11 protein-coding genes are annotated in these 14,693 nt (G+C 68.2%); 2 read left to right on the forward strand and 9 right to left on the reverse strand.

Going from position 1 to position 14,693, the window contains the following annotated elements; genetic code table 11:
* The first annotated feature begins 202 nt into the window (after window positions 1–202).
* Together BSY19_RS19320 and glpD are read left to right on the forward strand one after the other, a co-directional pair.
* Window positions 203–1,549 (forward strand): nucleotide sugar dehydrogenase, encoded by a 1,347-nt coding sequence (locus BSY19_RS19320; protein ID WP_150129671.1) that lies wholly within the window; start codon window positions 203–205, stop codon window positions 1,547–1,549.
* Between the two features lie 7 nt (window positions 1,550–1,556).
* Window positions 1,557–3,083 (forward strand): glycerol-3-phosphate dehydrogenase, encoded by a 1,527-nt coding sequence (glpD, locus tag BSY19_RS19325; protein WP_236840407.1) that lies wholly within the window; start codon window positions 1,557–1,559, stop codon window positions 3,081–3,083.
* A gap of 97 nt (window positions 3,084–3,180) precedes the next feature.
* On the opposite strand, the gene BSY19_RS19330 is transcribed toward glpD, so the two are convergent.
* From BSY19_RS19330 to tssB, 9 genes are all read right to left on the reverse strand, one after another.
* Window positions 3,181–4,398, reverse strand: coding sequence for a M23 family metallopeptidase (locus tag BSY19_RS19330; RefSeq protein ID WP_069055555.1), 1,218 nt, complete (start codon window positions 4,396–4,398; stop codon window positions 3,181–3,183).
* 139 nt (window positions 4,399–4,537) lie between these two features.
* Window positions 4,538–5,425 carry a peptidoglycan-binding domain-containing protein gene (locus BSY19_RS19335; protein ID WP_069055556.1) on the reverse strand — a complete coding sequence of 296 codons (888 nt, stop codon included), beginning with the start codon at window positions 5,423–5,425 and terminating at the stop codon, window positions 4,538–4,540.
* An 80-nt stretch (window positions 5,426–5,505) separates the two neighbouring features.
* Entirely contained in the window at window positions 5,506–8,229 is a 2,724-nt protein-coding gene (gene tssH / locus BSY19_RS19340; protein WP_069055557.1) for a type VI secretion system ATPase TssH, read from the reverse strand.
* Window positions 8,230–8,246: 17 nt separating this feature from the next.
* The gene (gene tssG / locus BSY19_RS19345; protein ID WP_069055558.1) at window positions 8,247–9,317 is read right to left on the reverse strand and encodes a type VI secretion system baseplate subunit TssG; all 1,071 of its coding nucleotides are present in this window, start codon (window positions 9,315–9,317) and stop codon (window positions 8,247–8,249) included.
* A complete protein-coding gene (gene tssF, locus BSY19_RS19350; RefSeq protein WP_069055559.1) occupies window positions 9,314–11,275 on the reverse strand; it encodes a type VI secretion system baseplate subunit TssF in 1,962 nt (653 codons plus the stop codon). The genes tssG and tssF overlap by 4 nt, the downstream gene beginning before the upstream one ends.
* Window positions 11,276–11,279: 4 nt before the next feature.
* Window positions 11,280–11,828 (reverse strand): GPW/gp25 family protein, encoded by a 549-nt coding sequence (locus BSY19_RS19355; protein WP_236840408.1) that lies wholly within the window; start codon window positions 11,826–11,828, stop codon window positions 11,280–11,282.
* A 127-nt stretch (window positions 11,829–11,955) separates the two neighbouring features.
* On the reverse strand, window positions 11,956–12,438 hold the full coding sequence (locus BSY19_RS19360; RefSeq protein ID WP_069055560.1) for an Hcp family type VI secretion system effector: 483 nt from the start codon (window positions 12,436–12,438) through the stop codon (window positions 11,956–11,958).
* A gap of 142 nt (window positions 12,439–12,580) precedes the next feature.
* Entirely contained in the window at window positions 12,581–14,083 is a 1,503-nt protein-coding gene (tssC, locus tag BSY19_RS19365) for a type VI secretion system contractile sheath large subunit (RefSeq protein ID WP_069055561.1), read from the reverse strand.
* A gap of 11 nt (window positions 14,084–14,094) precedes the next feature.
* On the reverse strand, window positions 14,095–14,628 hold the full coding sequence (gene tssB / locus BSY19_RS19370; protein WP_069055562.1) for a type VI secretion system contractile sheath small subunit: 534 nt from the start codon (window positions 14,626–14,628) through the stop codon (window positions 14,095–14,097).
* Window positions 14,629–14,693: the final 65 nt, after the last annotated feature.

Here is a 14,693-nt window from a genome sequence, read left to right on the forward strand (position 1 = left end):
ATCCGGTGGTTCGCCGCGACGGCGTGTGGGCGTCGGGCGCTTCGCGCGCATCTGAGCGCTGCGGCGTCTGCGGCGCAAGCCGGGTGTAACCGTCGCCGGGCGCTCGGTCGCGTTGACAGACAGGGTGATCTCGGCAAGGACCGCGGGCTGGCCGGCCCGCCGTTTCGAACGGGCGCCGGCTCCGCGCGAACCGGAGGCGAGAGTGCAGGAATTGGCTGATGTCGCGCAGGATTTCGTCGGGAAGGTCCGCGACCGCTCGGTGGTGATCGGCGTCATCGGGCTCGGCTATGTCGGCATCCCGCTGGCGCTGGCTGCGCTCCGCCAGGGCATCCGCGTCATCGGCTTCGACATCGATCAGGCCCGCGTCGACCAGATCAATGCCGGCCGCGAGACCATCAAGCACATCCCGATGGAGCTGATCGTCGCCGGCCTCGCGGCAGGCCGCTTCGAGGCGACGACCGATTTCGACCGGCTGTCGGAGCCCGACGCGCTGCTGATCTGCGTGCCGACTCCGCTCTCGCGCCAGCGCGAGCCCGATCTCTCCTATGTCGAGCAGACCACGCGGGCGATCGGCCGGCGCCTGCGTCCCGGCCAGCTCATCGTGCTGGAATCGACGACCTATCCGGGCACGACCGACGAGCTGATGCGGCCGATCCTGGAGGACGCCGCGGGCCTGAGCAGCGGCAAGGATTTCTTCCTCGCCTATTCGCCGGAGCGCGAGGACCCCGGCAACGCCCAGTTCGGCACCTCCGATATTCCGAAAGTCGTCGGCGGCGACGGCGCCTCGGCGCTCGCCATGGCGGACGCGCTGTATGGCGCCCTCGTCGTCAGAACCGTCCCGGTCTCCTCGACCGCCACGGCCGAGGCGGTGAAGCTGACCGAGAACATCTTCCGCGCCGTCAACATCGCCCTCGTCAACGAGCTCAAGCAGGTCTATGCCGCCATGGGCATCGACATCTGGGAGGTGATCGACGCCGCCAAGACCAAGCCCTTCGGCTTCATGCCGTTCTATCCGGGCCCGGGCCTCGGCGGGCACTGCATCCCGATCGATCCCTTCTATTTGACGTGGAAGGCGCGCGAATTCGACATCGCAACGCGCTTCATCGAACTCGCCGGGCAGATCAACACCGAGATGCCCTATCGCGTCGTCGATCGTCTCGCCGAACTCGTCGACCGCCAGCTCGGCCGCAGCTTCAGCGGCGCGCGCATCCTCGTGCTCGGCCTCGCCTACAAGAAGAATGTCGAGGACATGCGCGAGAGCCCGGCCCTCAAGCTGATCGAGCTGATCGAAGCCCGCGGCGCGCAGGCCGCCTATCACGACCCCCACATCCCGGCGATCCGCAAGAGCCGGAAGCATGGTGCACTCGCCGCCCGCCCGAGCACGCCGCTGACGGCAGAGGCGATCGCCGGCTTCGACGCGGTGCTGATCGCCACCGACCATGACGACGTCGACTACGCGCTGGTCGCCGCCCATGCGAAACTCGTCGTCGACACGCGCAACGCCTGCGCCCGCCACGGGTTGACGGGTGCGACCATCTTCAAGGCCTGAGACCGGAATGACCGAGACCGGAATGACGCAGACGGAAACCACCTACGACCTCGCCGTCATTGGCGGCGGCATCAATGGCTGCGGCATCGCCCGCGACGCGGCGGGGCGCGGCGCCTCCGTTGTCCTCTTCGAGAAGGACGACCTCGCCGGCGCCACCTCCTCCGCCTCGACCAAGCTCATCCATGGCGGGCTGCGCTATCTCGAGCATTACGAGTTCCGGCTCGTGCGGGAGGCGCTGATGGAGCGCGAACGGCTCTGGGCGATGGCCCCGCACATCATCTGGCCGCTGCGCTTCGTGCTGCCGCATCACAAGGGCCTCCGCCCGGCCTGGCTGCTGCGGCTCGGCCTGTTCCTCTACGACCATATCGGCGGCCGCAAAAAACTGCCGGCGACGCGCACCGTCGACCTCTCGCAGGACGCCGCCGGCCGGCCGCTCAAGGACAATGGCGCCACCGCCTTCGAATACTCCGACTGCTGGGTCGAGGATTCGCGCCTCGTCGTGCTCAACGCCATGGACGCCGCCGCGAAGGGCGCCGCGATCCACACCCGCGCCCGCGTCGTCTCGGCCGATCGCGAGGGCGGCGTCTGGCGCATCACCGCGGAGACGAACGGCACGAGCCGCAGCATCCGGGCGAAGGCGCTGGTTAATGCGGCCGGGCCCTGGGTCGGCGACGTGCTCGGCGGCGTCGTCCGCTCCAATACCAAGGCCGCCGTCCGCATGGTCCAGGGCAGCCATATCGTCGTGCCCCGGCTCTACGATCACGACCGTTGCTACATCTTCCAGAACGCCGACGGGCGCATCATCTTCGCCATCCCCTATGAGCGCGACTTCACCCTGATCGGCACGACCGACCGCGATTATCGCGGCAATCCCGCCGACGCCAAGGCGACGCCCGAGGAGATCGACTATCTCTGCGCCGCCGCGAGCGAGTATTTCCGCGAGCCGGTGACGCCGGCCTCCGTGGTCTGGACCTATTCCGGCGTGCGCCCGCTCTATGACGACGGCGCCAGCAAGGCGCAGGAGGCGACGCGCGACTATGTCCTGACGCTCGACGCGCCGCAGGGCCAGGCGCCGCTGCTCTCGGTCTTCGGCGGCAAGATCACGACCTATCGCCGCCTCGCCGAATCCGCGCTGGAAAAGCTCGGGCCCCATGCCGCCTGGGCCGCGCGCCCGACCTGGACCATCACCGGCACGCTGCCGGGCGGCGATTTCCCCGTCGAGGGCTATGACGCGCAGGTCGACGCGCTCGCATCCGCCCATCCCTGGCTGGCCCGCACAACGATCGCGCGGCTGGTGCGGGCCTATGGCACCAAAGCGCGCGAGATCCTGCAGGGCGCTGGCCAGGAGGCCGATTTCGGCCGCCATTTCGGCGCCGATCTGTACGAGCGCGAGGTCCGCTACCTCATGCGGGCGGAGTGGGCGACGCGGGCCGCCGACGTGCTCTGGCGCCGCAGCAAGCTGGGCTTGCGCCTCTCGGCGGACGAGCAGGAGGCGCTGGAGGCCTTCATGGCGGAGGCGGCGGCAAACGGCTGACGCCTCCCGTCATTGCGAGCGTAGCGAAGCAATCCAGGGGACGTCGAGCGAGCCCTTCTGGATTGCTTCGCTACGCTCGCAACGACGAATTCCCCGGCTACCTCACCCCCGGCGGCAGCGAGGGCTGCGACAGGCGGGTGCCGACTTCGATGAACTTCAGCGGGTTGGTCGCTTCGCCGGCCAACCGCGTCTCGTAATGCAGATGCGGGCCGGTCGAGCGCCCGGTCGAGCCGAGCCGGCCGATAATGGCGCCGGGCGGAACGATCTGGTCCGGCTTCACGTCGAAGGCGCTGAGATGCGCGTAGCGGGTGGTCAGCCCATTGCCATGGTCGAGCTCGACCAGATTGCCATAGCCGCCCGCGACCTCGGCCCGCAGCACCTTGCCGGCGCCGGTGGCGCGGATCGGCGTGCCGGTCTCGCCGCGGAAATCCATGCCGGAATGCATCGCCGCCGCGCCGGTGAAGGGGTCGGTGCGCATGCCGAAATTGCTCGTCGTGCTGTCGTCGCCGTCCAGCGGACGGCGCAGCGGCACGATCTGCGCCAGCTCGCGCCAGCGCCCGAAAGTCGCCTGCGCCTCGCCGAGCTGCAGCACGCGATGCTCGAAGCTGCCGGCGCGCATCGTCACCGAGAGCGGGATCAGCGGCCCGCCCATCGCCTGCCGGGCCGGGGGCAGCCGGACCTTACCGACATCGAGCCCGAGATCGGCCAGCGCCGCCCTCACCTCCTGCACCCGCCCGGCGAGGCGCAGGCCCAGCGCCGAGACCTGCTGGCCCTGCGCCTGGTCGATGCGGTCGAGCGATTGCTGCAGCAGCGCCACGCGCTCGGGGAGCGGCATCGCCTCCTCGGCCCGCAGCGCGACGGCCGCCAGGCGCTTCTGCGGGGCGACGACGGCCGGGTTGATATGCTCCAGGATGTTGCCCTGGAACGGATCGACGGCCGCCAGCCCCCCGGCCCCGCCCGGCGCCTGCGCGCCGCTATTGGGCAGCACGGGCGCGACCGCCTGGCCCGTCAGCGTGCCCAGCAGGTTCTGCCGCGCCTCGAGCTCGATCTGCCGCGCGATCAGATCGGCGAGCTGATCGTCGCCGCCACCCTCGCGTGGTGCGGCGCCGGGGGCGCGCTGCGTCGCGATCGAACTCACGAGGCGGCGGGTCAGGACCCGCATGCGCTCGTCATGGCTCGCCTGCAGGATCTGCTGCTCCTGCTGGAGCGCCGCCACCACCGCCTTCTCCTGATGGAGCAGCCAGGTCGCGACGCCACCCCAGGCGATGCCGAGGATGGCCGCCAGCAGCACCAGGATGCGGCCGAACCGCCCCACGCGCGAGGGTCTACGGCGCCGGGGCGCCGAGCCATCCGACGCATCGTGCTGCCGCTCGGCCCTGCCTTCGGAGCCCGACCGGCTCTTCAGCCGCGCTGGTTGCAACATCCGCCGCCCTCTCCCTGCCGACTCGTCCTCCCTAGGGGAGCTTCTGGACCAGCTTGCTGGCAAAGACGCGGTTCAGCTGCGCGACGCTCAGATAGGCCGGTTTGCCGGTGCAGACAGGCGCATTGCACATCAGATTGGCGTCCTCGTCGACATGAACGGGCGCGAAACTGGAGCCCAGCAGGACATGGCAGACCTCGTGGGCCATCGTGGTCTTGTCGATGGCGCTGGCGGCGATCATCACCGCCGGACGCGTCGGCGCGTGACCGGCACAGCCCTGAAGGGTGTTGCCGCTGGTTTCCCGCAGCTCCGTCGCGAAATAGACCGTGACGTCGTTGATCCCGACGATCTGGTTGCTGCCGGAGTTCTGCAGCAGCTTCTGCTCGTCCGAGACCTGGTCCCATTGGCAGTCGCCGTCGACGACCTTGAGCGTCAGCCGCTCGCCCGGCTTCAGGCCGACGCTTTCGCCCGACATCATCACCACATTGATCAGGTACTGGCCGAAAACCTCCTGCATGACCTTGAGCTGAGTAAACTCCGGGACCTTCGGGTTGTCGATCGACCGCATATGGACGTTGATCCTGTGCGTCATCTTCGCCGGCGGCAGCGGCTTCGGCGGCGGCCCGTTCGTCGGAAGCAGCGCGTCCAGCGTCTCGAGTGTCTCGCGCCCGATCACACCGTCGCGCGACAGCCCCGTGCGCGCCTGAAACTGCCAGACCCGGCTCTCGGTCTCGCCCCCGAAGACGCCGTCCGCCTTGCCGCTCTTCTTGGTGCTGATCGCCATGCCCAGGCCGAGATCGATGAGGGCCTGCTGGACGATGGAGACATGTTGGCCGCTGGAGCCCCGCCGGATCGGCGGGGCATTCTTCGCCGCCTGCTGCAGTCGCGGCTGGGCGGCAAATCGCGTCGATCTCAGGGCCATGGCCGGCATCCTTCATCCAGTCGGTTGCGAGGTGGAAGCGATCGGGGCATCTCCATGCAGGCTGACTGCGCTGCGGCGGTTCACGACACGGCGTAGGCGAAGGCGCCGTTCTCGACCGAAACCTTCGCCTCCGTCAGCGGCTTCTTCTCAAGCTGGAGGCCGAGGATCGCGCGCGAAAGCGCCGGCAGCATCGAATTGGTGACGATGTTGTCGATCATACGCCCGCCGGAATCGGGGTCATTGCACTGGGCGACGATGTGGGCGACCACCGCGTCGTCATAGACGAAGGCGGCCTCGTGATTGTCGCGGATCCGCTTGCCGATGCGGCCGAGCTGCAGCCGCACAATGCCGCCGAGCATCTCGGGCGAGAGCGGGTAATAGGGGATCGTCACCAGGCGCCCGATCAGGGCCGGCGGGAACACCTTGAGCAGCGCCGGCCGCAGCGCCACCGCGATCGACTCCGGGTCGGCGCGCTGCGCCGGGTCGGAGGCCATCGCCATGATCTCGTCGGTACCGACATTCGAGGTCAGGATGATCAGCGTGTTCTTGAAGTCGATGCGCCGGCCGGTGCCGTCCTCCATCACGCCCTTGTCGAAGACCTGGAAGAACAGCTCGTGGACGTCCGGATGCGCCTTCTCGACCTCGTCGAGCAGGACGACCGAATAGGGCTTGCGCCGCACGGCCTCCGTCAGCCGCCCGCCCTCGCCATAGCCGACATAGCCGGGAGGCGCGCCCTTCAGCGTCGAGACGGTGTGCGCCTCCTGGAACTCGGACATGTTGATGGTGATGACGTTCTGCTCGCCGCCATAGAGCTGCTCGGCCAGCGCCAGCGCCGTCTCGGTCTTGCCGACGCCCGACGGGCCGCAGAGCATGAAGACGCCGATCGGCTTGTTGGGGTTGTCGAGCTTGGCGCGGTTGGTCTCGATGCGCCGCGCGATCATCGCCAGTCCGTGATCCTGGCCGACGACGCGCTTGTTGAGCGTCTCCGCCAGCTTCAGCACCGTCTCGATCTCGTCGGCGACCATGCGGCCGACGGGAATCCCGGTCCAGTCGGAGACGACCGAGGCGACCGACTGCTCGTCGACATGGGCGTAGATCATGCGCTGCGCCGGATCGATCTCCGACAGCGCCGCGAACTTCTCGGCCAGCGCCGCGCGCGCCGCGGCCGGGTCCGGCGTCTCGGCAGGGGGTAGTGCTTCCGCGCCCGACGCCTCGGCCGCGACCTGCTGGGCGACATCGGCCTTGGGATCGGCGGCCGCGGCAGCCGTCTCGGCGAGCTTCGCCCGCAGCGCCTTGATCTCCTCGACGATGGCGAGCTCGCTCGCCCACGCGGCCTCCAGCGTGGCGAGCTTGCCCTGGCCTTCGGCGGTCTCGACCTCGATCTCGGCCAGCCGCTTGGCGGTGTCGCCGCCGAGATCCTGGTCGGCCGTCAGCGCCGCCTTCTCCTGCGCCAGCGCGGCGATGGCGACGCGCGCATCCTCGATCGCGGCCGGGGTCGCGCTCTGGCTGATCGCGACGCGGGCGCAGGCCGTGTCGAGCAGGCTGACCGCCTTGTCGGGCAGCTGGCGGGCCGGGATGTAGCGATGCGACAGCGTCACCGCGGCGACGATGGCCGCGTCCGAGATGCGCACCTTGTGGTGCTTTTCCATGGGAGCGATGAGCCCGCGCAGCATGGTGCAGCAGCGCGCCACATCCGGCTCGTCGACATTGACCGGCTGGAAACGCCGGGTCAGCGCCGGGTCCTTCTCGAAATACTGCCGGTACTCCGACCAGGTCGTCGCCGCGATGGTCCGCAGCGTGCCGCGCGCCAGCGCAGGCTTGAGCAGATTGGCGGCGTCGCCCGTGCCGGCCGCTCCGCCCGCGCCGATCAGCGTATGCGCCTCGTCGATGAACAGGATCACCGGCGTCGGCGAGGACTGCACCTCGTCGATGACGGAGCGCAGCCGCTGCTCGAACTCGCCCTTCATCGAGGCGCCGGCCTGCATCAGGCCGATGTCGAGCGCGCAGACGCGCACGCCCTTGAGCGGCGGCGGCACATCGCCGGACGCCACACGCTGGGCGAAGCCCTCGGCGATCGCGGTCTTGCCGACGCCGGCCTCGCCGGTGAGGATCGGGTTGTTCTGGCGCCTGCGCATCAGCACGTCGATGACCTGGCGGATCTCGTCGTCGCGGCCGAGGATCGGGTCCATCGTGCCCGTGCGCGCCTTGGCCGTGAGGTCCTGCGAGAAGCGGTCGAGCGCGGTCGTCCCCTTGGCGCCTTCAGCCTGTTCGGCGCCGGGCGTGCCGGCCGCCCGAAGGCCCGAGCCGTCCATCGGCCGCAGGTTCTCCTCCTCCGAGGCCTCCCAGATCTTGGCGTGGCCTGCGGCGAGCTCGTCGACCGGGATCTTGCCGAATTCCTTCGAGATGCCCGTCAGGACACGGCGCAGATCGTTCGACTTCAGGATCGCGACCAGGACGTGGCCGGTGCGGATCTGCGTCTCCCCGAAGAACAGCGTCGCGTAGTGCCAGCCGCGGTCGAGACCGTCGACGATGCTGTTGGCAACGCCCGGCATCTCCGTCTCGTTCTTGCGGAAACCCTCCATGACACCGCCGATGTCGGTGGCCAGCCGGCCCATGTCGAGGCCGTAATGCTGCGCCGTCAGGCCGATATCGGTGGCGGGCCGGAGCAGGATCTGCGCCAGCCAATGCGCCAGCTCGACATTGCGGTTGCCGGCGCTCTTGGCCCGCCGCAACGCCTGGATGAAGGCCTCATAACCGACCCGGTTGAGCTTGCCTGTGACGGCTTCGAGACTGATGTCGGCCATAATGGTCTCCTCGGACGTCAGGATGTTCGGGTGTTGGGTTTTGAACGCGCCCGGCTGCGTTGCTCGCGCAGGCGCTCGGCGGGGTGGAAACGGGCATCGCGCCGCAGGGCGCCGGGCGGGGCATCCCAGTTCGGCGACATCCAGCTCGTCCAGCCGAGCTGGCCGAACTGCCCCAGCCGTGCCGGCTTGACCTGCCCGACCGGGAGCGCCAGCTCGACATCCCACTCGAACTGCTCGCCGAGATGGAAAAAGACGGCGTCCGCCAGCTTCTCGCAGCGGTCGCCGCTCGGCAGGAAGCGCGAGAACTCCTCGAGATCTCGCGCCACGATGCAGACCCGGAACTTGTCCTCGACGCTGTAGACGCTGGCGCCGAGCAGCGCGTCGCCGCCCAGCGTGCAATGCCGGCTGCCGAGCCGCGTCCGGTCGGCCGGATCGAAGACCAGCCGCATGCCGACGAACTGCTCGATCTCGACCTCGGCCTTGAACAGCCCCGCCAGCAGCCCGCGCAGCCGCGAGGCCGACTTCGCCTGAGCGCCGATCAGCCCGGCATGGGCGAGCTTCTCCGCGTCGGGCACGCTGTCGCGGTTGAGATAGGGCGCCGAGCCCAGCCCGATCTGGCTCCCGACATAGGCCGCAAAACGGTCCCGCTCCGGCCGGTCGTGCTGCGCCACCGGCCGCGAATCCGCCCAGGCCCGGAAGAAGAGCTGCAGGAAGCGGTGGTTGAAGATGTCGAGGAAGCGCGGAAAGGCATCGTCGCGCGCGAGCTGCCAGTGATAGCTCTCCTCGGTCGTGGCCAGCGGCAGCGCGCCCTGCGGCCCGAGCAGGCCGAGGAACTTGACGAGGAGGCGCAGGCGCCCCTGCCCGTCCCGGTCGGCCTGGGCGATGCTTGAGGCCGCGAAATCGAGATAGGCCGGCTCGCCGAGCGCGACATACTCGTCCCGCCGCGCTGCGACCGCGCCGATCCGCCCACGATCCGGAAAGCTGCGCTCCAGCCGGCGCATCACCGCATAGAAATCGAAGCGCCAGGGCTCGTCCTGGAGCTGCTCGGCATAGCTCGGCTCGCGCTGCAGGGGGGCGCTGTCGGTCACAGGATCCGCCTCGATCCGGCGCGCGGCGGCCAGCGCATCACCTCGCCGCGCTCGACGGTGCGGATCACCGTCTGGGTGAAATGGTTCATCGCCGCATATTCGGCGAAGAAGCGGTCGAGCACCGCCCCGAGCAGGAAGACACCCGAGCCCTCGAAGGCCTTCTCGTCGAGCACGACGGTGATCTCGAGCCCGCGCGCCGCGCCCGTGCCCGCGCGCTGCGGAAAGCGCCGCACGACTGGTCGGCTGTCGACGCTCTTGATGCCGCGGATGCGCCGCTCGGTGGCGCTGTCGGCGAGATCGGCGAAGAGCGAGAGCAACTCGCGCAGCGCCTCCGCATTCTCGCCGGCCCCGCGCTGGACGAGGCCGAGATGGTTGAGGCTGAGCAGGTTGATCAGCCGCCAGGTGACGACGCCCGTGCTCGCCGTCTCCGAACGCAGCCGCAATTGCGAGACGATCGGCTCGCGCGGCGGCGTCGGCCCCGACAGGCAGGCGACGTCGAGCGCGACATTGTCGATCAGCCGGAAATCGGCGCCGCCCTCGCCGGTGGGCAGATGTTCCGGCAGATGCCGGTTCGAGCAGAGCGCCCGCACGCTGAGTTCCGCCACCGAGGTCGCGTCGGTCACGCCCGCCGGCTCGACCAGCGAGATGAACATGTCCGTGCCGGTATAGTCCGATGCCCGGCCGAGCCGCCGCTCGGCGGCGGAGCGGCGCCGTGGCAGCCGGCGCTGGGTGTAGAGCAGCCCCTGCGTCGGCGAAGCGCCCTCCGGCGAGGAATAGAGCGGATGCACCGGCTGCTTCTCCCGCCCGCCGACATAATGGGCGTGGACGGAGAGGATGCTGTGCGGCTCGTAGTCGAGCTGCCGGCTGCGGTCGGGCACGACGTGGAACTCGTGCTGGTTGGTCCTGACCGGCATGCGGTCGAGCGTCTTTTCGAACAGGTTGATCGCGGGCGCGGCGTAGAGCGCGAACATCGACCTCTGCACGGCCGCGGCCAGCCGTGCATTGACCTCGTCGAAGACGAAGATCACGTCGACCGCCTTCGCCGTCAGCTTCGGCATGATCCGCGCCAGCCCGTCGAGCCGGAACCCGAGGAACTTGCGCGGGAACCAGAACATCTCGCGCAGCAGGTCGAAGCCGCGGAAGACGCGCGTGTCGCCGGGCAGCAGCGCTTCGTCCTCGCCGAAGCCGAGCTGCTCCAGCGAAACGCCGTCGGCCGGTGTGATCACCGGATCGCCGAATTCGTCGAGGTGGCGGAAATAGATGCCGACGCAATCGGAGAAGAGCTGCTCGTAGAGCGCCACCGCATCGGCCTCGGCCCCGAGCAGATGGACGGTCAGATCCTTGCAGCGGCAGCCCGAGAACCAGCTCGTCGGCATCTTCAGCGCCTGCGCCGCCGTCGGCTCCTGATCGGGATCGCTCATGGTGCGGTGAACCAGCGACAGCCGCAGCCCCGACAGCGCGCGACGGTCCGTCGAGAGCCCCAGCGCCTGCAGCGGCCCCGGCGCGGGGATGTACTCGGCCGCAGCGATGTCGAACGGCCAGAGCGTCACCTCCGCGCCGAGCCGGTAACGGCAGGCGACACGGCGCTCGCGTTCGAGATAGGTCGCGTCGAGATAGGCACCGCGCGGGATCGTCATCCCCTCGCGCAGGCCCGGATCCGAAAAGGGCGGGCGGATGCCGGCGAGCAGCGCCGACGGCGTCGGCGCGAGATAGTTCGGCAGCAGCTGCTCGATCAGATTGTTGGTGAACTCGGGAAACTCGTGCTTCAGCTTGAGCTGGACACGCGCCGCCAGGAAGGCCGCGCCCTCCAGCAGGCCCCCCACCATCGGGTCCATCCGGTCGCCGACGAGCCCGCCCAGCCTTTCGGCAATGCCCGGATACTCTTCCGCGAACTCCTTCGAGTGCTCCATGAAGAGGCGGAGCTCTTGATTGTAGAGATCGAGAAACTCCTGGTGCATCGCCCTATCGGCTCCTGATCGCCATCTTGCCCGTGTCGAGCTCGAGATCGGCGACGAACTCGACGGGCACGTTGAGCGGCTCGCAGTTGAGATCGGCCTGGACGAGGAAGCGGACCTTGAGCTCGGCGTGGTCGAGCGAATGATCGCGTTCGACCGCGATCGAGTTGCGGATCAACCGCGGCTCATAGCCGAGCAGCGCCGCCACCATGTCCTCCGCGATCAGGTCGACCCGGTGCTCGTCGATCGAGCGGCTCGTCAGGTCGGGGAAGCCATGGTTCAGGATCGACTTGCGGACATGCTCGTGGCGCGACAGATCGACCGAGGAACCCAGATTGATCGTGTTGACGAGGGCGTCGAGATCAATGGCGATCTCTCGGCGCAGCTTCGGCTCGGTGATCGCGGCGCGGGGCGCGGCCCGACGCTGGGCGATCACCCGCTCGCCGCCGGCATCGCGCAGATCGAGCGACACCTTCGCATCCTTTTCCAGATGCGCCTCGCGGAAGGCGAACATCAGGGGCGGACGCAGCCGCTTTTTCGTCAGCGTGCCGTTCATGGTAACCCGTGCAGCATGACGCCCGCACACCCTGTCGATGCCCTGGACACGCACGATGGCCGTTGCGGAACACGCCCGCAACGGCCATCGCGACACAGCAGACCGGGAGCCCGGTCCGCCGCCGTTCTCACGGGGCGTTCAGCTTCAGGTTCCAGGTCATGGTGACCGGAGCGTCGAGCGTGCCGTCCTTCTTCTGCGGCTTGTACTCGTACTTGACCTTGGCGAAGTTCAGCGAGAACTGATCCGTCGGCACGCCGGAGCCGCCGGCCGCATCACCGGACTGATAGCTCGACACCAGCAGGTCCTCGAGGGTGATGGTGTAGTATTCCTGCTGCGATTCGCCCTGCTTGCGGACATGCAGCACCGCCTTCTTGATGTGCTTGCCGTTGGCGCAGGAGAGCGCGAGGTTCGGCGAGGCCTTGCTGACGGGCGCGGTGAAGTGGATGTCCTGGAAGCTGGCCTTGGCGGCGCCGCCGCCCTGGCCGACCGCATGGGAGCCGGCATTGCTGATGCCCCAGGAGAAGGAGTCGATGTCGATGTTGTTCTCGAGCTTCTTGTCCTGGCTTTCGCCCTTGATGCCGTCGAGCTCGAGAATGAAGTCGCTAGCCATGGTGATCTCCTCTGGTTGGGATTGGGGGACACTCGGTCGAAAAACCCGGATACTGGACGCAATTCTCCTCTGCGCCCGGTCGCGAACGACACGGGCGCCTGGGATCTTTCTTGGCTGACGTCACCGGCTGGTCAGGTGACGGTCAGGTCTTGGGAGCTGGCAGTCGCGAGACCAGGCTCAGGCCGATATCCATGCCCTCGAGCTGGAAATGCGGCCGGAGATAGAACTTGGCCGAGTAGTAGCCGGGGTTCTCCTCGTCCTCGAAGACATCGATGCGCGCATCGGAGAGCGGGCGCCGCGCCTTCGTCTCTTCGCTGGAATTGACCGGATCGCCGTCGACATAGTCGGTGATCCACTCCTGCAACCAGCGCCGCAGCGGCTCCTTTTCCTTGTAGGAGCCAACCTTGTCGCGGACCATGCACTTCAGGTAGTGCGCGAACCGCGAGACTGCGAACATGTAGGGCAGCCGGGCCGACAGGTTGTCGGACGCCGTCGCCGCCACCCCGTCGGGGCCCGAGAACGCCTTGGGCTTGTACAGCGACTGGGCGCCGATGAAGGCGGCCTTGTCGGTGTTCTTGCGGTGGATCAGCGGGATCAGGCCGGACTTGGCCAGTTCCGCCTCGCGGCGGTCGCTGATGGCGATCTCGGTCGGGCACTTCAGGTCGACGCCGCCGTCATCGGTTGGGAAGGTATGGGTCGGCAGGTTGATCACCTCGCCGCCGGACTGGACGCCCCGGATGCGCGTGCACCAGCCATATTCCTTGTAGGCCCGGTTGATGTTGACGGCCATCGCATAGGCCGCGTTCATCCAGGCGTACTTCTCGCCCGTGTGACCGTCGGTCTCCTCCTCGAAGGCGAACTCCTCGACCGGCTCCGACTTGGCGCCGTAGGGAACCCGCGACAGCACCCGCGGCAGGCACAGGCCGACATAGCGGGAGTCGGCCGCGTCGCGCAGGCCCTTCCAGGCCGCGTAGTCGGGCGTGTCGAAGACCTTGCTGAGATCGCGCGGGTTCGACAGTTCCGTCCAGGTATCCATGCCCATCAGCGTCGGGTCCGCCCCGGCGAAGAAGGGGGCATGGGCCGCCGCCGCCACCTTGGACAGGTCGCGCAGCAGCTGCACGTCCGTGGCCACATGGCTGAAGTGGTAGTCGCCGATCAGGCAGCCGAAGGGCTGGCCGCCGAGCTGGCCGAACTCCTGCTCATAGACCTGCTTGAACAGCGGGCTCTGGTCCCAGCGCGCGCCGGGATAGGTCTTCAGGTTCCGATACAGCTCGTTCTTCGAGACGTTCATCACCTTGATCTTGAGCTGCGCGTCGGTCTCCGAGTTGAAGACCAGATAGTTCAGTCCGCGCCAGGCGCTCTCGATCTTCTGGAACTCCGGTGCGTGCAGCACCTCGTTCATCTGCTCGGTCAGCTTGGCGTCGAGCCGCGCGATCATCTCCTCGATCGTGTCGAGCACGTCGTTCTTGATCAGCGTCGAGTCCGCCAGCGCCTGGTTGACCAGGGTCGCGATGCCGGCCTCGACCTCGGTCGCGGCGCGTTCGGTCTTCGGCTTGAAGCTCTGCTTCAGGACCGAGGCGAAGTCCTCGACGTCGCGCGTCTCGGCAGCTGCGCCGGGCTGCTGGGATTGTGTTTCCGCTGCCATTGCCGCCTCGCTCACTTGGTCTCTTCGGCCGGGGTGCCGTCGGCAGGCTTGTCGCCAAGCTTGTCCTTCAGCGCGGCCATCAGCTGCGGATCGGCCAGCAGCGCCTTGATCTGGTCGCTCGCGGCCATCTTGCCGTCCATGAAGCGCACCAGGTTGGCGAGCTGTTCGCGCGCCTCCAGCAGCTTGGCCATCGCCGGAATCTGCCGGGCGACGGAGGCCGGGTTGAAATCGTCGAACTTGGAGAACTTCAGCGCGACCGAGAGCTTGTCGCCGCCGTCACCGAGCTTGTTGGGAACCGCGAAGGCGACACCCGGCTCGATCGCAGCCATGCGCTGGTCGAAATTGTCCATGTCGAAGTCGAGGAACTTGCGCTGCGAGATCTCCGCCTTCTCGACGCCGGCCGCATTGCCCGAGAGATCGGCCATCACCCCCATGACGAAGGGCAGCTCGACCTTCTGCTCCGCATTGTAGGGATCCTCATAGGTAATGTGGACCCGCGGCGGCCTGTTGCGGCGAATGAACTTCTGACCTGAATCTCCGGCCATGTTGCCAGCCCCTCTGCAGTTGCGTCACGCCGATGTAACGCGACACCGTAACCGTTCTTGCCGTC

Source organism: Bosea sp. RAC05 (genome assembly GCF_001713455.1).
Classification (GTDB): domain Bacteria; phylum Pseudomonadota; class Alphaproteobacteria; order Rhizobiales; family Beijerinckiaceae; genus Allobosea.

Coding starts and splice junctions, on each gene's coding strand:
- glpD (WP_236840407.1), top strand. CDS start 1,557: ATGACCGAGACCGGAATGACGCAGACGGAAACCACCTACGACCTCGCC.
- BSY19_RS19335 (WP_069055556.1), bottom strand. CDS start 5,425: ATGGCCCTGAGATCGACGCGATTTGCCGCCCAGCCGCGACTGCAGCAG.
- tssH (WP_069055557.1), bottom strand. CDS start 8,229: ATGGCCGACATCAGTCTCGAAGCCGTCACAGGCAAGCTCAACCGGGTC.
- tssF (WP_069055559.1), bottom strand. CDS start 11,275: ATGCACCAGGAGTTTCTCGATCTCTACAATCAAGAGCTCCGCCTCTTC.
- BSY19_RS19355 (WP_236840408.1), bottom strand. CDS start 11,828: ATGAACGGCACGCTGACGAAAAAGCGGCTGCGTCCGCCCCTGATGTTC.
- BSY19_RS19360 (WP_069055560.1), bottom strand. CDS start 12,438: ATGGCTAGCGACTTCATTCTCGAGCTCGACGGCATCAAGGGCGAAAGC.
- tssC (WP_069055561.1), bottom strand. CDS start 14,083: ATGGCAGCGGAAACACAATCCCAGCAGCCCGGCGCAGCTGCCGAGACG.
- tssB (WP_069055562.1), bottom strand. CDS start 14,628: ATGGCCGGAGATTCAGGTCAGAAGTTCATTCGCCGCAACAGGCCGCCG.